Origin of the sequence: Pseudomonas coleopterorum, assembly GCF_900105555.1 — a bacterium.
GTDB lineage: Bacteria > Pseudomonadota > Gammaproteobacteria > Pseudomonadales > Pseudomonadaceae > Aquipseudomonas > Aquipseudomonas coleopterorum.
Map to the genome: position 1 here is coordinate 1,430,788 of NZ_FNTZ01000001.1, position 18,700 is coordinate 1,449,487.

The 18,700-nt window shown below is 62.9% G+C and carries 17 protein-coding genes; 13 read left to right on the forward strand and 4 right to left on the reverse strand.

Annotated elements, in window-relative coordinates:
* Positions 1 to 27: 27 nt before the first annotated feature.
* The gene (locus tag BLV18_RS06375) at positions 28 to 810 is read left to right on the forward strand and encodes an iron-containing redox enzyme family protein (RefSeq protein ID WP_090357075.1); all 783 of its coding nucleotides are present in this window, start codon (positions 28 to 30) and stop codon (positions 808 to 810) included.
* Between the two features lie 112 nt (positions 811 to 922).
* Here BLV18_RS06375 and BLV18_RS06380 read toward each other — a convergent pair whose 3' ends face one another.
* From BLV18_RS06380 to BLV18_RS06395, 4 genes are read right to left on the reverse strand one after another with little or no spacing between them, the layout of a single operon-like run.
* On the reverse strand, positions 923 to 1,663 hold the full coding sequence (locus BLV18_RS06380; RefSeq protein ID WP_090357077.1) for a YciK family oxidoreductase: 741 nt from the start codon (positions 1,661 to 1,663) through the stop codon (positions 923 to 925).
* Positions 1,664 to 1,686: 23 nt separating this feature from the next.
* Positions 1,687 to 2,358: an N-acetylmuramic acid 6-phosphate phosphatase MupP gene (gene mupP / locus BLV18_RS06385; RefSeq protein ID WP_090357079.1), complete on the reverse strand. Its 672-nt coding sequence runs from the start codon at positions 2,356 to 2,358 to the stop codon at positions 1,687 to 1,689.
* 2 nt (positions 2,359 to 2,360) lie between these two features.
* Complete coding sequence (gene ubiG, locus BLV18_RS06390; protein WP_090357082.1) at positions 2,361 to 3,059, reverse strand: bifunctional 2-polyprenyl-6-hydroxyphenol methylase/3-demethylubiquinol 3-O-methyltransferase UbiG; 699 nt, start codon at positions 3,057 to 3,059, stop codon at positions 2,361 to 2,363.
* Positions 3,060 to 3,116: 57 nt separating this feature from the next.
* A complete protein-coding gene (locus tag BLV18_RS06395; protein ID WP_090357084.1) occupies positions 3,117 to 4,445 on the reverse strand; it encodes a TRZ/ATZ family hydrolase in 1,329 nt (442 codons plus the stop codon).
* Between the two features lie 105 nt (positions 4,446 to 4,550).
* Between BLV18_RS06395 and mtnA the strand changes: the two genes are divergently transcribed.
* The 12 genes from mtnA to BLV18_RS22570 all read left to right on the forward strand — a co-directional run bounded on the left by mtnA (position 4,551) and on the right by BLV18_RS22570 (position 18,685).
* On the forward strand, positions 4,551 to 5,627 hold the full coding sequence (gene mtnA / locus BLV18_RS06400; protein WP_090357086.1) for an S-methyl-5-thioribose-1-phosphate isomerase: 1,077 nt from the start codon (positions 4,551 to 4,553) through the stop codon (positions 5,625 to 5,627).
* A 313-nt stretch (positions 5,628 to 5,940) separates the two neighbouring features.
* The gene (gyrA, locus tag BLV18_RS06405) at positions 5,941 to 8,745 is read left to right on the forward strand and encodes a DNA gyrase subunit A (RefSeq protein ID WP_090357088.1); all 2,805 of its coding nucleotides are present in this window, start codon (positions 5,941 to 5,943) and stop codon (positions 8,743 to 8,745) included.
* A gap of 179 nt (positions 8,746 to 8,924) precedes the next feature.
* A complete protein-coding gene (gene serC, locus BLV18_RS06410; protein ID WP_090362063.1) occupies positions 8,925 to 10,010 on the forward strand; it encodes a 3-phosphoserine/phosphohydroxythreonine transaminase in 1,086 nt (361 codons plus the stop codon).
* Positions 10,010 to 11,104: a prephenate dehydratase gene (pheA, locus tag BLV18_RS06415; RefSeq protein WP_043187723.1), complete on the forward strand. Its 1,095-nt coding sequence runs from the start codon at positions 10,010 to 10,012 to the stop codon at positions 11,102 to 11,104. Before serC ends, pheA begins: the two co-directional genes overlap by 1 nt.
* 17 nt (positions 11,105 to 11,121) lie before the next feature.
* On the forward strand, positions 11,122 to 12,231 hold the full coding sequence (hisC, locus tag BLV18_RS06420; protein ID WP_090357090.1) for a histidinol-phosphate transaminase: 1,110 nt from the start codon (positions 11,122 to 11,124) through the stop codon (positions 12,229 to 12,231).
* The gene (locus BLV18_RS06425; protein ID WP_375143166.1) at positions 12,224 to 14,485 is read left to right on the forward strand and encodes a bifunctional prephenate dehydrogenase/3-phosphoshikimate 1-carboxyvinyltransferase; all 2,262 of its coding nucleotides are present in this window, start codon (positions 12,224 to 12,226) and stop codon (positions 14,483 to 14,485) included. Before hisC ends, BLV18_RS06425 begins: the two co-directional genes overlap by 8 nt.
* Positions 14,482 to 15,168 (forward strand): (d)CMP kinase, encoded by a 687-nt coding sequence (gene cmk / locus BLV18_RS06430; protein ID WP_090357093.1) that lies wholly within the window; start codon positions 14,482 to 14,484, stop codon positions 15,166 to 15,168. Before BLV18_RS06425 ends, cmk begins: the two co-directional genes overlap by 4 nt.
* Before the next feature lie 121 nt (positions 15,169 to 15,289).
* Positions 15,290 to 16,978, forward strand: coding sequence for a 30S ribosomal protein S1 (gene rpsA, locus BLV18_RS06435; RefSeq protein ID WP_090357095.1), 1,689 nt, complete (start codon positions 15,290 to 15,292; stop codon positions 16,976 to 16,978).
* Between the two features lie 151 nt (positions 16,979 to 17,129).
* Positions 17,130 to 17,429 (forward strand): hypothetical protein, encoded by a 300-nt coding sequence (locus tag BLV18_RS06440; RefSeq protein ID WP_090357097.1) that lies wholly within the window; start codon positions 17,130 to 17,132, stop codon positions 17,427 to 17,429.
* Positions 17,430 to 17,608: 179 nt separating this feature from the next.
* Complete coding sequence (locus BLV18_RS06445) at positions 17,609 to 17,908, forward strand: hypothetical protein (protein WP_049861360.1); 300 nt, start codon at positions 17,609 to 17,611, stop codon at positions 17,906 to 17,908.
* A gap of 111 nt (positions 17,909 to 18,019) precedes the next feature.
* Entirely contained in the window at positions 18,020 to 18,313 is a 294-nt protein-coding gene (gene ihfB, locus BLV18_RS06450; RefSeq protein WP_049861359.1) for an integration host factor subunit beta, read from the forward strand.
* Positions 18,314 to 18,334: 21 nt separating this feature from the next.
* On the forward strand, positions 18,335 to 18,685 hold the full coding sequence (locus tag BLV18_RS22570) for a lipopolysaccharide assembly protein LapA domain-containing protein (RefSeq protein WP_090357098.1): 351 nt from the start codon (positions 18,335 to 18,337) through the stop codon (positions 18,683 to 18,685).
* The last annotated feature ends 15 nt before the right edge of the window (positions 18,686 to 18,700 follow it).

Genomic DNA, 18,700 nt, shown 5'->3' on the forward strand with positions numbered 1-18,700 from the left:
TTCACTTAATTAAATGGAGGTTTGCCAGTGAACGATCCTTTTATTCGACTGGGTCCGCTGATGGACGCAAAGAGTTATCCCGAATGGGCACAGAAACTCATCGAAGACTGTGCGCCGAACAAGCGGCGGGTTGTCGAGCATGAAGTCTATGCACGAATGCGCGACAACCAGCTGAGCTCGCGCACCATGCGCCACTACCTGATCGGCGGCTGGCCGGTGGTGGAGCAATTCTCGCTGTACATGGCGCAGAACCTGACCAAGACCCGCTTCGCCCGGCATCCGGGCGAGGACATGGCGCGTCGCTGGCTGATGCGCAATATTCGTGTCGAGCTCAACCATGCCGATTACTGGGTACACTGGAGCCAGGCCCATGGCGTCAGCCTGCAGGACCTCATCGCCCAGGATGTGCCGGCCGAGCTGCATGCGCTGAGCCATTGGTGCTGGCAGAGCTGTGCCACCGATTCGCTGGCGGTTGCCATGGCGGCGACCAACTATGCCATCGAGGGTGCAACCGGCGAGTGGTCGGCCGTGGTCTGCGCCGACGATACCTACGCCCAGGCGTTCCCCGAGCAGAACCGCAAGCGTGCCATGCGCTGGTTGAGCCTGCACGCCCAGTACGACGATGAGCATCCATGGGAAGCCCTGGAAATCATCTGCACGCTGGTCGGCAACCACGCCACCGAGGCGCAGCAGACCGAACTGCGCAACGCCATCTGCAAGAGCTACGACTTCATGTTCCTGTTCCTGGAACGCTGCATGGCGCTCGAGCAGCAGCGCACCACGACGCTGGACAACAGGGTCGTGGCGTGAAGGCCGTAGCGGCTTGATGACGGTCTAGCAGGATCACCTCAGGCGGCGCCATGGTTGCGCGACAGGCTGGCTGGCCGGTCGCACGGAATGGCGCCTGTCCTGAGGACACTTCTCACTGGGCATCGAACGCCTGCCCGTTGATCCCGGCACTGTCGGGTCCCATCAGATAGAGGTACACCGGCATGATCTGTTCGGGTAGCGGATTGCGGCCCGGGTCCTCGGCTGGGTAGGCCTGCGCGCGCATCGCCGTGCGCGTTCCGCCAGGGTTGATACTGTTGGAGCGTGCGGCGCAGACCCCTTCCAGTTCGTCGGCCAGGGTCTGCATCAGGCCCTCGGTGGCGAATTTCGACACGCCATAGGCGCCCCAGTGCGCACGTCCCTTGCGACCGACGCTGCTCGAGGTGAACACCACCGAGCCATCTTCGGCCTGCTTGAGCAGGGGCAGCAGCGCGCGAGTGAGCATGAAGGTCGCATTCACGTTGACCTGCATCACCTGGATGAATTCATCGTCGGGTAGCACATCGAGAGGCGTTCGCGGGCCGATGATCGAGGCGTTGTGCAGCAGCCCGTCGAGGCGGCCGAATGTTGTCTCGATCATCTGCGCCAGTTCGGCGTACTGCGCGGTGTGTGCGCTGTGCAGATCGAACGGGATAACCACCGGCTGGGGATGCCCGGCCGCTGCGATCTCGTCATACACGGCCGTCAGGTTGGACTCGGTCTTGCCCAGCAACAGCACGGTAGCGCCGTGGGCGGCATAGGTTTGCGCGGCGGCGGCGCCGATGCCGCGGCCGGCACCGGTGACCAGGATGACGCGCCCGGCCAGCAGGTCGGGGCGGGCTGAGTAATCGAACATGGGATCTCCTGAAAAAAGGTGGCTCAGCAGCCGCAGAGGGCCTGGTCCAGCACGCGGCGCAGATCGGACGGGTGGTCCACCACCACATCGGCGCCCCAGTGATCGGGGTTGTCGTCGGGGTGGATGTAGCCGTAGCGCACCGCTGCGGTCCTGGTCCCGGCATCGCGGCCTGATTCGATATCGCGCAGATCGTCACCGACGAACAGCACGCTGGCTGGGTCCAGCTCGAGCTTGCTGCAGGCCAGCAGCAGCGGTTCGGGGTCCGGCTTGCTGCGGGTCACATGGTCGGGGCAGATGAGTATTGCCGAACGTTGTGCCAGGCCCAGTTGCTGCATGATGGGCTCGGCGAAGCGCAGCGGCTTGTTGGTCACTACGCCCCAGATCAGCCTGGCCTGCTCGATGTCGGCGAGCAGTTGCGCCATGCCGTCGTACAGGTGGCTGTGCACCGCGCAGCCGTCCTGATAGCGTTCGAGGAACTCCAGGCGCAGCGCTTCGAACTCCGGCGCCTGCGGCGACAGGTCGAACGCGGCCTGGACCATGGCCTTGGCGCCGCCAGAAATCACGTCGCGTACCCGTTGCTCGTCGATGGGCGGCAGCTGGCGCGCAGCGCGCATGGCCTGGCAGATGGCGATGAAGTCCGGCGCGGTGTCGAGCAACGTGCCGTCCATGTCGAAGAGTACCGCTCGAAGGCGCATGCTCATTCCTCGCGAAGGGTCTGGATCATGTAATTGACGTCGACATCGGTGGCCAGCTTGTAGTGCTTGGTCAGCGGGTTGTAGGTCAGGCCGATGATGTCCTTGACGGTCAGTCCGGCCTCGCGGCTCCAGGCACCGAGCTCGGAAGGGCGGATGAATTTCTTGAAGTCATGGGTGCCGCGCGGCAGCAGCTTCATGATGTATTCGGCGCCGATGATCGCGAACAGGTACGCCTTGGGGTTGCGGTTGATGGTCGAGAAGAACACCTGGCCACCGGGCTTGACCATGCGGAAACAGGCACGGATGACCGACGAAGGGTCCGGCACGTGCTCGAGCATTTCCAGGCAGGTGACCACGTCGAATTTTTGCGGGCATTCGGCTGACAGGGCTTCGGCAGTGATCTGGCGGTATTCCACTTCCACGCCCGATTCCAGCTGATGCAGGCGAGCGACCGCCAGCGGCGCCTCGCCCATGTCAATACCGGTCACCTTGGCGCCGCGCAGGGCCATGGCCTCGCTGAGGATGCCGCCGCCGCAACCGACGTCCAGCACCTGCTTGCCCGCCAGGTTGACGCGCTCGTCGATCCAGTTGACGCGCAACGGATTGATGTCGTGCAGCGGCTTGAACTCGCTGTTGCGATCCCACCAGCGGTGCGCCAGGGCTTCGAACTTGGCGATTTCAGCGTGGTCGACGTTGCTCATTGGGTGTCCTCTAAACGTTGTGATTCCAGAATTCGAGAGTGCCGGGGTCTTCAGCCTTCATTGCCCTGCGGCAATGCGCTCGCCCCAGGTGCCGGCCATGTCGCGCAGCCTGGTTTCGTCCAGGCGCGTCAGACGGCCATTGTCAAGCAGGTGCTTGCCCGCCACCCACACATGGCGGACGCAATTGCGGCCGCTGGCATAGATCAGTTGCGACACCGGGTCGTACACCGGTTGCTGGGCCAGTCCGGACAGGTCGAAGGACGTCAGGTCCGCCGCCTTGCCCACTTCCAGCGAACCGATGTTCGCTTCCATGCCCAACGCACGGGCACCGTTGAGGGTGACCATGCGCAGCGCGCGGTGGGCATCCAGCGCAGTTGCCGAACCCGCCACGGCCTTGGCCAGCAGCGCTGCGGTACGTGTGTCGCCGAGCAGGTCGAGGCTGTTGTTGCTGGCGGCACCATCGGTGCCCACCGCCACATTGACCCCGGCCTGCCAGAGTTTTTCCACCGGGCAGAAGCCACTGGCCAACTTGAGGTTGGACAGCGGGCAATGCACGACGTTGCTGTTGCTTTCCACCAGCAGGGCGAGGTCGCCGTCATCCACCTGGGTCATGTGCACCGCCTGGAACCGCGGGCCGAGCAAGCCGAGCCGGGCCAGTCTGGCCAGCGGACGCTCGCCGGTCTGCTGTAGGGCATCGTGCACTTCGCCGGCGGTTTCGTGGACGTGCATCTGGATCGCGGCGTCCAGCTCATCGGCCAGCACGCGGATCTTCTCCAGGTTCTCGTCGCTCACCGTGTAGGGCGCATGGGGGCCGAAGGCAATGCTCACGCGGGAATGGTGCTTGAGGTCATTGAACAGCTCGACGCCCTTGTGCAGCGCCTCATCGGCATCCCGCGCGCCGGGGATGGGGAAATTCAGCACCGGCACGCTGATCTGGGCGCGCATGCCGCTGGCGTGCACACGCTCGGCGGCCACTTCGGGAAAGAAGTACATGTCCGAAAAACAGGTGATGCCGCCCTGCAGCTGCTCGGCTATGGCCAGGTCGGTGCCGTCGCGCACGAATGCCTCGCTGACCCAGCGAGCCTCGGCGGGCCAGATGTGGCGTTCGAGCCAGGTCATCAGTGGCAGGTCGTCGGCCAGGCCGCGGAACAAGGTCATGGCCGCGTGACCATGGGCATTGACCAGACCCGGCGCGAGCAACTGCCCAGGCAACTCGCGGATTTCCCGTGCCTGCAGCCGGGCAGCCGAGCTGCGCGGGCCAATGAAGACGATCTGCCCATCACGGATGCCCAAGGCATGCTCCTGAAGCACGACACCGGCGGGCTCGACCGGTACCAGCCAGGTTGGCAGCAACAGCAGGTCCAGGGCGGTATCGACGTCGAGCATGGCAAGTTCCGGGCTTGTGCAGGTGGTGGCGAAGTATACCCGAGCGTCTTGGACGGGGGCTCGCTATAATCGAGCGCTTTTGGCGTCTGAGTACGGAGTTGGGGCATGCGTGATCGATTGTTGGCGGCGGAACGGGTCAAAGCCGTTGATTGGCGAGGTGACGCGTTGCACCTGATCGACCAGCGTGCACTGCCCGCCGAAGAAGTCTGGCGCACGTTCGTCGATGCGCCCGGCGTGGCTGGCGCAATCCGCACAGGCGTGGTGTCCGGGGCTTCGGCGGTCGCCATCTGCGCTGCCTATGCCGTTGTACTCGCCGCGCGCCTGCATCGCACCGCCGCAGACGATTGGCGTGCCGCGCTGGAACAGGACCTGCGCCTGCTGGCGGCGATCCGTCCGGCCACGGCCCATCTGTTCTGGGCGCTGGAGCGCATGCGCGAACGTCTGGGCCGAGTGCGCACCGACGAAGACCCAGTGCCTGCCCTGGAAGCCGAAGCCCTGGCCATTCACCAGAGCGATCGCGAAGCCAATTTGACCATGGCCCAGTTGGGCGTCGAGGTGATCCGTCGGCACCAGGGCAATCTGCAGACCGTGCTGACCCACGGCAGTGCCGGCGCGCTGGCCAGCGGCGGCTTCGGTACCGCGCTCGGGGTCGTGCGTGGGGCCTTCCATGAAGGCATGCTCGAACGTGTCTATGCCGATGAAACCCGGCCTGGGCTGCAAGGCTCGCGCCTGTCGGCCTGGGAGTTGTCCAGCGAGGACATCCCGGTGACCGTGACGGCCGATTCGGCGGCGGCGCACCTGATGAAGAGCAAGGGCATCACCTGGGTGATCGTCGGCGCCGAGCGGATTGCCGCCAATGGCGATATCGCCGGCCCGATCGGCACCTATCAGCTGGCGGTCTGCGCCATGCATCACGGTGTTCGGTTCATGGTCGTGGCCAGCAGCGCAGCGATCGACCTGGCCCTGGAAAGCGGCGACGACATTCCCTTGCTCGAACGCGATGGTCGCGAATTGCTGGAAGTGGCCGGAACGCGGGTCGGCGCGGACGTCGATGCATTCAATCCGATCCACGACGTGACACCGGCCGATCTGATCGACGTGATCGTCACCGAAAAAGGCATCGTCGAACGACCCGATGCGGCGAAGCTGGCGCAATTGATGTGCCGTCGACGCCTGCATTGAATTCGCCGCAGTGGCAAAACGCTCACTTTTTTCCTCCACAAAGGTCTGCAAGCGCCGCAGCGCCATGCCAGAGGCTCGATGCGACTCGATCAAGGGTCCTGTCAGGGTTTAAGGGGATAGGTGTCTGACGGCGATTGTGCTAACATCCGGCGGTTTTCGGGGGTGCATCGAGGTGCTCCCCCAGCGCCGTCGGTCCAAGGCGTAACTCGTTGATTTGTCGTAAGTCGCCGTTGGCATCGGCCAGCGGTGGCAAGCTTCGTTCTTCTCACAGGGAGGCAACGGAGTTTCACCAGAAAAAGGAATCAGGCTTCTCATGGGCGAACTGGCCAAAGAAATCCTCCCGGTCAATATCGAAGACGAGCTGAGACAGTCCTACCTCGACTACGCCATGAGCGTGATCGTGGGTCGTGCACTGCCTGATGCACGTGATGGCTTGAAGCCCGTGCATCGCCGCGTTCTGTTTGCGATGAGTGAACTGGGCAACGATTGGAACAAACCCTACAAGAAGTCGGCTCGTGTGGTCGGTGACGTGATCGGTAAGTACCACCCGCACGGTGATACCGCGGTCTACGACACCATCGTGCGCATGGCCCAGCCATTCTCCCTGCGCTATCTGCTGGTCGATGGCCAGGGCAACTTCGGTTCCGTGGACGGCGACAACGCCGCGGCCATGCGATACACCGAAGTGCGCATGACCAAGCTGGCCCACGAGCTGCTGGCCGACCTGCACAAAGAGACCGTCGACTGGGTGCCCAACTACGACGGCACCGAGCTGATCCCGGCGGTCATGCCGACGCGTATCCCCAACCTGCTGGTCAACGGCTCCAGCGGTATCGCCGTGGGCATGGCGACCAACATTCCGCCGCACAACCTGGGCGAAGTGCTCGACGGGTGCCTGGCGGTCATCGACAACCCGGACGTCACCATCGATGAGCTGATGCAGTTCATCCCCGGCCCCGACTTCCCGACCGCCGCCATCATCAACGGTCGCCAGGGCATCATCGAGGCCTACCGCACCGGTCGCGGCCGCATCTACATGCGTGCCCGATCGCACGTCGAGGACATCGACAAGGTCGGTGGTCGTCAGCAGATCGTCGTCACCGAGCTGCCGTACCAGCTGAACAAGGCCCGCCTGATCGAGAAGATCGCCGAACTGGTGAAAGAGAAGAAGCTCGAAGGCATCTCCGAGCTGCGCGACGAGTCCGACAAGGACGGCATGCGTATCGTCATCGAACTGCGCCGCGGTGAAGTGCCGGAGGTGATCCTCAACAACCTCTATGCACAGACCCAGCTGCAGGCTGTGTTCGGTATCAACATCGTCGCCCTGATCGACAACCGTCCACGCATTCTCAACCTCAAGGACCTGCTCGAAGCCTTCGTGCGCCACCGTCGCGAAGTCGTCACCCGTCGCACCGTGTTCGAGCTGCGCAAGGCGCGCGAGCGCGGGCACATTCTCGAAGGCCAGGCGGTCGCGCTGTCCAACATCGATCCGGTCATCGCCCTGATCAAGGCCTCGCCGACCCCATCCGAAGCCAAGGAAGCGCTGGTCAGCACGCCATGGGAATCCAGTGCCGTGGTGGCCATGGTCGAGCGTGCCGGCGCCGAGTCCTCGCGTCCGGAAAACCTCGATCCACAGTACGGTCTGCGCGACGGCAAGTATTTCCTCTCGCCGGAACAGGCCCAGGCCATCCTCGAGCTGCGCCTGCATCGCCTGACCGGTCTGGAGCACGAGAAGCTGCTGGCCGAGTACCAGGAGATCCTCAACCAGATCGCCGAGCTGATCCGCATCCTCAACAGCGCCGAGCGCCTGATGGAAGTGATCCGCGAGGAGCTGGAGCTGATCCGCGCCGAATACGGCGACGTGCGCCGTACCGAGATCCTCGACTCGCGTCTGGACCTGACCCTGGGTGACATGATCCCAGAAGAAGAGCGCGTGGTGACCATTTCCCACAGCGGCTACGCCAAGACCCAGCCCCTGTCCGCCTACCAGGCCCAGCGCCGTGGCGGCAAGGGCAAGTCGGCCACCGGCGTCAAGGACGAGGACTACATCTCGCACCTGCTGGTCGCCAACAGCCACGCCACGCTGCTGCTGTTCTCCAGCAAGGGCAAGGTGTACTGGCTCAAGACCTACGAAATTCCCGAGGCCTCCCGCGCCGCCCGTGGCCGTCCACTGGTCAACCTGCTGCCGCTGGATGATGGCGAGTACATCACCACTATGCTGCAGATCGATCTGGAGGCCCTGCAGGCCACCGCCGGTGCCGACGAAGAGCTGGACGACGCCGACGACACCGTGCTCGAAGGCGAGATCGTCGAGCCGGAGGAGGTCGTCGAGGCCGCCGAAGGCGAAGACGGCGATACGCCCGAGCTGGTGGCCGAGCCGACCGGTGCCTACATCTTCATGGCGACCGCATTCGGTACCGTCAAGAAGACCCCATTGGCCCAGTTCGCCCGTCCGCGCTCCAGCGGTCTGATCGCGCTCAAGCTCAAGGAAGGCGACACCCTGATCGCCGCTGCCATCACCGACGGTGCCAAGGAAGTCATGCTGTTCTCCGATGCCGGCAAGGTGATCCGCTTCGCCGAAGGCGTCGTGCGTCAGATGGGCCGTGGCGCTCGTGGTATTCGCGGCATGCGTCTGGGCAAGGGTCAGCAACTGATCTCCATGCTGATCCCCGAGTCCGGTGCACAGATCCTCACCGCTTCGGAGCGCGGCTTCGGCAAGCGCACGCCGCTGAGCAAGTTCCCTCGTCGCGGTCGCGGCGGTCAGGGCGTGATCGCCATGGTCACCAAGGAACGCAACGGCAAGCTGATCGGCGCGATCCAGTCCCAGGAAGGCGAAGAGATCATGCTCATTTCCGACCAGGGCACACTGGTGCGTACCCGAGTCGGTGAAGTGTCGAGCCTCGGCCGAAACACCCAGGGCGTGACCCTGATCAAGCTGATCACCGACGAGAAGCTGGTGGGCCTGGAGCGGGTTCAGGAGCCATCGGAAGTCGAGGAAGACGAGCTGGAAGAAGGTGTCGAAGGCGTTGAAGGTGTCGAAGCTATAGAGCCGGACGGTTCCGAATTGGCTCAGGGTGACGTTGAAGCCGATGCCGCGGACGAAACGCCCGAGGAGTAAGCTGTAGGGCAGTAGATCGGCGGTGCGGCCTTCGCGGGCAGAGCCCGCTCCCACAAAGGCGCGTGAATGCCTGTGGGAGCGGGGCGGGCGGCGAGCCCTCTGCCCGCGAAGGCCTCACCGCCGATCTTCCGACAGACACACCCGGGTCAGCCCCGAATTCAAGCAGAGCGAGAGTGGATGTGAGCAATCGAGCCTTTAACTTCTGCGCAGGCCCCGCTGCGCTTCCCGAAGCCGTACTGCAGCGCGCCCAGGCTGAGATGCTGAACTGGCGTGGCAAGGGTCTCTCGGTGATGGAAATGAGCCATCGCAGCGAGGACTACACCGCCATCGCCGAAAAGGCCGAACAGGACCTGCGCGATCTGCTTGGCGTCCCGTCCAATTACAAGGTGCTGTTCCTGCAGGGCGGTGCCAGCCAGCAGTTCGCCGAGATCCCCCTGAATCTGCTCCCCGAAGGCGGCACGGCGGACTACGTCGAAACCGGCATCTGGTCGAAGAAGGCCATCGAGGAAGCCCGTCGCTACGGCCACATCAACGTCGCGGCCAGTGCCAAACCCTACGACTACCAGGCCATTCCCGGCCAGAACGAGTGGACACTGACGCCCGGCGCGGCCTACGTGCACTACGCGTCGAACGAAACCATCGGCGGCCTGCAGTTCGACTGGATTCCGCAGACCGGCGACACCCCGCTGGTGGTCGACATGTCCTCGGACATTCTCTCGCGGCCCATCGACGTCTCCCAGTTCGGTCTGATCTACGCCGGTGCGCAGAAGAACATCGGTCCCAGCGGCCTGGTCGTGGTCATCGTGCGCGACGACCTGCTGGGCAAGGCCCGCAGCGCCTGTCCAACCATGCTCGACTACAAGATCGCGGCTGTTAACGGCTCGATGTACAACACGCCGGCGACCTACTCCTGGTACCTCTCCGGCCTGGTGTTCGAGTGGCTCAAGGAGCAGGGCGGCGTTGCCGCCATGGAAGCGCGCAACCGGGCCAAGAAAGACCGTCTGTACGGCTTCATCGACGCCAGCGCGTTCTACAGCAACCCGATCTCGGTCAACGCCCGGTCGTGGATGAACGTACCGTTCCGTCTGGCCGACGAGCGCCTGGACAAGGCGTTCCTGGCCGGCGCCGACGCGCGTGGCCTGCTCAACCTCAAGGGTCACCGTTCGGTCGGTGGCATGCGCGCCTCCATCTACAACGCCCTGGGCCTTGCCGCCATCGAAGCGCTGGTCGACTACATGGCGGAGTTCGAAAAGGAAAACGGCTGATGTCCGAACATGAACTCAAGGCCCTGCGGGTCCGCATCGACAGCCTCGACGAAAAGATCCTCGAGCTGATCAGCGATCGCGCCCGCTGTGCCGAAGAAGTCGCACGGGTCAAGATGGCGGCGCTGGCCGAAGGCGAGGTGCCGGTGTTCTACCGGCCCGAGCGCGAGGCGCAGGTGCTCAAGCGCGTGATGGAACGCAACAAGGGGCCGCTGAGCAACGAGGAAATGGCGCGTCTGTTCCGCGAAGTCATGTCCTCCTGCCTGGCCCTGGAAAACCCGTTGAAGGTGGCCTACCTGGGTCCGGAGGGCACCTTCACCCAGGCCGCTGCGATGAAGCATTTCGGCCATGCGGTGATCAGCAAGCCGATGGCCGCGATCGACGAGGTGTTCCGCGAAGTGGTCGCCGGCGCCGTGAATTTCGGCGTGGTGCCGGTGGAGAATTCCACCGAAGGCGCGGTGAACCACACCCTCGACAGCTTCCTCGAGCACGACATGGTGATCTGCGGCGAGGTCGAGTTGCGCATCCACCATCACCTGCTGATCGGCGACAACACCAAGACCGACAGCATCACTCGCATCTACTCCCATGCACAGTCCCTGGCGCAATGCCGCAAATGGCTGGACGCACACTACCCGAATGTGGAGCGGATCGCGGTGGCCAGCAACGCCGAGGCGGCCAAGCGGGTCAAGGGCGAATGGAATTCGGCGGCCATCGCCGGCGACATGGCGGCCGGCCTGTATGGCCTGGAGCGCCTGGCCGAAAAGATCGAGGACCGCCCGGACAACGCCACGCGGTTCCTGATCATCGGCAACCAGGAAGTGCCGCCGACCGGCGACGACAAGACCTCGGTCATCGTGTCCATGAGCAACCGCCCCGGTGCCCTGCACGAGCTGCTGGTGCCGTTCCATGACAACGGCATCGACCTGACACGGATCGAGACGCGTCCGTCGCGCAGCGGCAAGTGGACCTACGTGTTTTTCATCGACTTCATCGGCCACCATCGCGACCCGTTGATCAAGGGCGTGCTGGAACAGATCAGTCAGGAAGCCGTGGCACTCAAGGTGCTCGGCTCGTACCCCAAAGCGGTTCTCTAACAGAAGGGTTAGCACGCATGACCGATTTCCTTGCCCTGGCCCAGACCGGTGTTCAGCAGCTGTCCCCGTACGTTCCCGGCAAGCCGGTGGACGAACTGGCCCGAGAGCTGGACATGGACCCGGCCAGCATCATCAAGCTGGCCAGCAACGAGAACCCGTTGGGCGCAAGCCCCAAGACCCGTGCCGCGATCGAGCGCGAGCTGGCCGAACTCACGCGCTACCCCGATGGCAACGGTTTCGACCTCAAGACCCTGCTGGCTCGGCAGTGCCGCGTGCAGATCGACCAGGTGACCCTGGGCAACGGCTCCAACGACATTCTCGAACTGGTTGCCCGCGCCTACCTGGCGCCCGGCCTGAACGCCGTGTTCAGCGAGCATGCATTCGCCGTCTATCCGCTGGTCGTGCAGGCCGTGAACGCCGGCGCGCGGGTCGTCCCGGCCAAGCAGTTCGGCCATGACCTGCCCGCGATGCTGGCAGCGATCGACGACAAGACCCGCATCGTGTTTCTGGCCAACCCGAACAACCCGACCGGGACCTGGTTCGGACCGCAGGCGCTGGAAGACTTCCTGGCGGCGGTTCCGCCCGGCGTGCTGGTGGTGCTCGACGAGGCCTATATCGAATACGCCGTGGGCGGCGACCTGCCTGACGGCCTGGATTACCTGGCGCGCTATCCCAACCTGCTGGTGTCGCGCACGTTCTCCAAGGCTTATGGCCTGGCTGCGCTGCGGGTGGGCTACGGTCTGTCGTCGCCGACCATCGCCGACGTGCTCAATCGTGTGCGCCAGCCATTCAACGTGAACAGCCTGGCGCTGGCCGCCGCGTGCGCCGCGCTGACCGACACCGAATATCTGCAGCGCAGCCGCGAACTCAACAGCGCCGGCATGCAGCAGTTGGAAGCCGGTTTCACCGAGCTGGGTCTGCAGTGGATCCCGTCCAAGGGCAACTTCATTGCCGTGGACGTGGGTCGCGACGCCGGTCCGGTGTTTCAGGGGCTGCTGCGCGAGGGCGTGATCGTGCGCCCGGTGGCCGGTTATGGCATGCCCAATCACCTGCGCGTGACCATCGGCCTGGCCGAAGAAAACAGCCGCTTCCTGGAGGCACTGCGCCAGGTGCTGGCTCGTGTCTGATTTCACGCAATTGCAACCGGGCGCTGCCAGAATAGGCCGCCTGGTGGTAGTGGGATTGGGGTTGATCGGCGGCTCCTTCGCCAAAGGCATCAAGCAAAGCGGCTTGGCCGACGAAGTGGTCGGGGTCGATCTCGATCCACGTTCCTGCCAGCGCGCCGTCGAGCTGGGTGTGGTGGACCGCTGCGAAGTTGAGCTCGCCAGCGCCTGTGTCGGCGCCGATGTGATCCAGCTGGCGGTGCCGATCCTGGGCATGGAGAAACTGCTGGCGGCGCTGGCTCGACTCGATCTGGGTCGGGCGGTGATCACCGATGTCGGCAGCGCCAAGGGCAACGTGGTTCGGGCCTATCGCGACGCCTTTGGCGGCGATCTGTCACGCTTCGTGCCGGGCCATCCGATCGCCGGTTCCGAGCAGAGCGGGGTGGAGGCAGCCAATGCCGAGCTGTTCAAGCGGCACAAGGTGATCCTCACCCCGCTGGCCGAAACCTCGCCTCAGGCGCTGGCCCGGGTCGACGGCCTGTGGCGCACCCTGGGGGCGGACGTGGAGCACATGCAGGTCGAGCGCCACGACGAGGTGCTTGCCGCCACCAGCCACCTGCCGCACCTGCTGGCGTTCGGTCTGGTCGACTCGTTGGCCAAGCGCAGTGAAAACCTGGAAATCTTCCGCTACGCTGCTGGCGGTTTCCGCGATTTTACCCGAATCGCCGGCAGCGATCCGGTCATGTGGCACGACATCTTCCTCGCCAACCGCGAGGCGGTGCTGCGCACACTCGATACATTTCGCAGCGATCTCGACGCCTTGCGCGACGCGGTCGATGCAGGGGATGGGCATCACCTGCTGGGCGTGTTCACGCGCGCCAGGGTGGCCCGCGAGCATTTCAGTAAAATCCTGGCCCGTCGGGCCTATGTGGACGCTATGAACTCCAATGACGACCTGATCTTCCTGGGCAAACCCGGCGGCAGCCTCAATGGCCGCATCCGCGTACCGGGCGACAAATCCATCTCGCACCGTTCGATCATGCTCGGCTCGCTGGCCGAAGGCACCACCGAAGTCGAAGGCTTCCTGGAAGGCGAGGACGCTCTGGCGACCTTGCAGGCCTTCCGCGACATGGGCGTGGTCATCGAAGGCCCGAACCAGGGCCGCGTGACCATCCACGGCGTCGGTCTGCACGGGTTGCAGGCGCCGCCAGGGCCGATCTACCTGGGCAACTCCGGGACCTCGATGCGCCTGCTCGCCGGCATCCTGGCAGCGCAGAGCTTCGACACCACGCTGACCGGCGATGCCTCGCTGTCCAAGCGCCCCATGAACCGCGTGGCCAACCCCCTGCGGGAAATGGGCGCGGTCATCGAGACCGCTGCCGAGGGTCGTCCGCCGATGGTCATTCGCGGCGGACAGCGCCTCAAGGCGCTGAACTACACCCTGCCGATGGCCTCTGCCCAGGTCAAATCCTGCCTGTTGCTGGCTGGATTGTGGGCCGAAGGCAAGACCACCACCACCGAGCCTGCACCGACCCGCGACCACACCGAGCGCATGTTGCGTGGTTTCGGCTACCCCGTGCACGTCGACGGCCCGCAGGCATCGGTCGAGTCCGGGCACACGTTGACCGCGACCCATATCGAAGTGCCGGGCGACATCTCTTCGTCCGCCTTCTTCCTGGTGGCCGCTTCGATCGCCGAAGGTTCGGACCTGACCCTGGAGCACGTCGGCATAAACCCCACGCGTACGGGCGTCATCGATATCCTGCGCCTGATGGGCGCCGACATCACCTTGGAAAACCAGCGTGAAGTCGGTGGCGAACCGGTTGCCGACCTGCACGTGCGGGCTGCCCGGCTCAAGGGCATCGAGATTCCCGAAGCGCTGGTGCCGCTGGCGATCGACGAATTCCCCGTCCTGTTCGTGGCAGCCGCCTGCGCCGAAGGGCGTACCGTATTGCGCGGTGCCGAAGAGCTGCGGGTCAAGGAATCCGACCGTATCCAGGTCATGGCTGATGGCTTGCAAGCCCTGGGCGTCAAATGCGAGCCGACGGCGGATGGCATCATCATCGACGGCGTCGGCCACGGGGTGCCAGCCATGGGCGGTGGCGAAGTTCACGGCCACGGTGATCACCGCATCGCCATGGCTTTCAGCGTCGCCTCCCTGCGCGCCAGCGCGCCGATCCGCATCCACGACTGTGCCAACGTCGCCACGTCGTTCCCCAACTTCCTCGGTCTGTGCGCCCAAGTGGGTATCAACGTAGCCGAAGAGGGCAAGTCGTGAACGTGGCGCCAGTCATCACCATCGACGGGCCCAGCGGTTCGGGCAAAGGTACCGTCGCCGGTATCCTGGCCAAGCGTCTGGGCTGGAAGCTGCTCGATTCGGGCGCTTTGTATCGGCTGCTGGCCTACGCCGCACGCAACCACGGCGTGGATTTGAGCAACGAAGCTTCACTGATGGTCATGGCTGCGCACCTGGACGTGCAGTTCATTGCCGCCGCCGATGGCCAGCCACAGCGCATCGTCCTGGAAGGCGACGATGTCACACGGGACATTCGCAACGAGCAGATCGGCGCCTGCGCTTCCCAGGTCGCTGCCCTGCCAGCGGTACGCGATGCCTTGCTGCAGCGCCAGCGGGCGTTTCAGGAACTGCCTGGCCTGGTCGCCGATGGTCGCGACATGGGCACGGTGGTGTTCCCCGATGCGCCGCTCAAGGTGTTCCTGACCGCGAGTGCAGAGGAACGTGCGCGCAGACGTTACTTGCAGTTGAAGACAGCCGGCAACGATGTTAGTCTGTCGAGTCTGCTAGATGAGATACGTGCACGCGATGAGCGTGACACCCAGCGCGCAGTGGCCCCGCTCAAGCCGGCGACCGATGCCATACAGCTGGATTCCACGGAGTTGTCCATCGAGCAGGTGTTGGAACGCATCATGAGCGAGATCGCACTTCGCGATATCGCCGGGTGACGAAGAAGCCATACGGGAACCCAGTCAACATCCCGGTGGCTTTCTTTTACTTGAACGAAACCCACGTTGTCTGGAGCGTGGCTGATGGGCGTATGTTTCGCCCAAATCTACAGGAATTAAAATGAGCGAAAGCTTTGCAGAACTCTTTGAAGAAAGCCTAAAAACTCTCAATCTTCAGCCAGGCGCAATCATCACCGGTATCGTCGTCGATATCGACGGTGACTGGGTTACTGTCCACGCCGGCCTGAAGTCCGAGGGTGTCATCCCGCTCGAGCAGTTCTACAACGACGCTGGCGAACTGACCATCAAGGTCGGTGACGAAGTCCACGTTGCGCTGGACGCGGTAGAAGACGGCTTTGGCGAAACCAAGCTGTCCCGCGAAAAAGCCAAGCGCGCCGAGTGCTGGATCGTTCTGGAAGCAGCTTTCGCCGCCGAGGAAGTGGTCAAGGGCGTTATCAACGGTAAGGTTAAAGGCGGCTTCACTGTCGACGTTAACGGCATCCGTGCGTTCCTGCCTGGTTCCCTGGTCGATGTCCGCCCTGTGCGCGACACCACCCACCTGGAAGGTAAAGAGCTCGAATTCAAGGTCATCAAGCTGGACCAGAAGCGCAACAACGTTGTCGTTTCCCGTCGCAGTGTCCTGGAAGCCGAGAACTCCGCCGAGCGCGAAGCTCTGCTGGAATCCCTGCAGGAAGGTCAGCAAGTCAAGGGTATCGTCAAGAACCTCACCGATTACGGCGCATTCGTCGATCTGGGTGGCGTCGATGGCCTGCTGCACATCACCGACATGGCCTGGAAGCGTATCAAGCACCCATCGGAGATCGTCAACGTTGGCGACGAGATCGATGTCAAGGTTCTGAAGTACGATCGCGAGCGTAACCGTGTATCCCTGGGCCTGAAGCAGCTGGGCGAAGACCCATGGGTTGCTATCAAGGCACGTTACCCAGAAGGCACTCGTGTCATGGCACGCGTGACCAACCTGACCGACTACGGCTGCTTCGCAGAGCTGGAAGAAGGCGTGGAAGGCCTGGTACACGTTTCCGAAATGGACTGGACCAACAAGAACATCCACCCTTCGAAAGTCGTACAAGTCGGCGACGAAGTGGAAGTCATGGTTCTGGACATCGACGAAGAGCGTCGTCGTATCTCCCTGGGCATCAAGCAGTGCAAGTCGAACCCATGGGAAGACTTCTCTGGCCAGTTCAACAAGGGCGACAAGATCTCCGGCACCATCAAGTCGATCACCGATTTCGGTATCTTCATTGGTCTGGACGGCGGCATCGACGGCCTGGTTCACCTGTCCGACATCTCCTGGAACGAAGTGGGCGAAGAAGCCGTACGTCGTTTCAAGAAGGGCGACGAGCTTGACACCGTCATCCTGTCGGTAGATCCAGAGCGCGAGCGCATCTCCCTGGGCATCAAGCAACTGGAAGACGATCCGTTCTCCAACTACGTTGCTGTCAACGACAAAGGCGCTATCGTTCGCGGTACCGTTAAAGAAGTTGACGCCAAGGGCGCTGTGATCACCCTCGCCGACGACATCGAAGCCACTTTGAAAGCTTCTGAAATCAGCCGTGACCGCGTTGAAGACGCGCGCAACGTCCTGAAAGAAGGCGAAGAAGTCGAAGCCAAGATCATCAGCGTCGACCGCAAGTCCCGCGTCATCCAGCTGTCGATCAAGTCGAAAGACGTTGAAGACGAGAAAGAAGCTATCCAAAGCCTGCGCGACAAGCCAGCCACTTCGGATATCGCTGCCGGTCCGACCACTCTGGGCGACCTGCTGCGTGCTCAGATGGAAAAGCAGAACTAAGTTCTGTTTGACCTGTAGAAAAAGGGCGACTTCGGTCGCCCTTTTTTGTGCCTGCGATTTGTGTTTCGTACCGTTCGGCAGAAACGGATGCCGAACTTAAAAGTGCCTGGGAGGCTCAAAGGCATAAGTGAATACCCAAGGACCTCCAGGGATGAAAACCGTAGTAACCGCGATGCTGTTCGTAGTAGTTGGTCTGACGTCCGGGTGCTCCACCACATCGGTGGTCAAACGAGATTATCGGGGCATGCAGGCGTTGCAAATCAACTGCAGTGGCTTGGGTTCGTCATGGGGCAAGTGCTATGACAAGGCCCATCAATCGTGCCGCTCGGCAGGCTACAAGGTCTTGGCAAAGACATCGGATATCAAGGAGGACCCGGAGGATGGTTTCCTGGGCTGGAATCCCGGCATGGCCAGTCGGACCATGTTCGTGCGCTGCAACAGCCAGGGATGACAGGTCAGGGCGGTGTTGTACGAATAGTTACAATCTTCCGAGTCATCGCACTGAAACCCGCCTGAAGTAAATTAGCAATCGGCCAGCTACTTGGATAGGGTAGATGGCCTGTGGTTGTTGATCGATTTCGCTGTTACTCCTGAACCCGTGTCCATCCTGAAGTAGACAAGGCCCGAGTCATGAAATTTACCTTGCTCATCGCAGCATTGCTGCTGGTGACCGCCTGCGCCGCCACCTCCACCTCCCACGGCAAGCGTGGCAACCGCGGGTTGCACATCAACTGTTCCGGGCTCACTTCGTCCTGGGCACAGTGCGAGAAAGAGGCGGAGTCCGCCTGTGGGCCTGCGGGCTACCGCACCCTGGCCAAGTCCAGTGACGCCAAGGAAGACCCTGATGACTACGTCTTCGGTCTTAACCCTGCCGGTTATTCCACGCGCAGCATGATCGTCAAATGCCGCAAGAGCAGTGCGTTCAAATAGTGCACCGACAACTGATTGCGAAGAAGTCAAGAGTCGGGCTGTTCAAATCTGTCAAGCCATGCTAAAACCTTCTGAGCGCTGATCTAGCTGCTTGATAAAGAAGGGAAAAATATGACGAAGTCGGAATTGATCGAACGTATTGTCACCCATCAAGGTCTACTTTCATCCAAGGATGTGGAACTGGCCATCAAGACCATGCTTGAACAAATGTCCCAGTGCCTTGCCACGGGTGACAGGATCGAGATACGCGGTTTCGGCAGCTTTTCCTTGCACTATCGCGCGCCGCGTGTCGGGCGTAACCCGAAGACTGGTCAGTCAGTGAGCCTGGACGGCAAGTTCGTTCCGCATTTCAAGCCCGGCAAGGAATTGCGCGACCGGGTGAACGAGGATGAAGAACTCGTTTGATCGACGTTGAAGGAGAAGGCTTTGCGTAATCTCAAGAAATTGCTGCTGGTGCTGATCTTCCTGGCAGTCGCCGCCGCTGTGCTGATATTCGTGCTCGAGAACCAGCAGGCCGTGGCGTTGAGCGTTCTTGGGTGGTCCAGCCCGTCGTTGCCGGTTTCGGTCTTCATACTGGCAGGTGTGCTTGCCGGCATGTTGTTGGGGCCGTTGTTCGGTTGGTACATTGCCGCCAGCAGCAAGCGGCGCTGGCGCAAGCAGTTGCGAGCCAAGGCTCGCGCCGAGCGACGCGCCGCACTTGCGACCGTGCCCCTCGATTCTGCATCTGCTGCCGGCGCGCCTGCGCAGCCTGTGACTCAGCCGCCCGCAGTCAAGTAAGCACGCAGTCCGTGG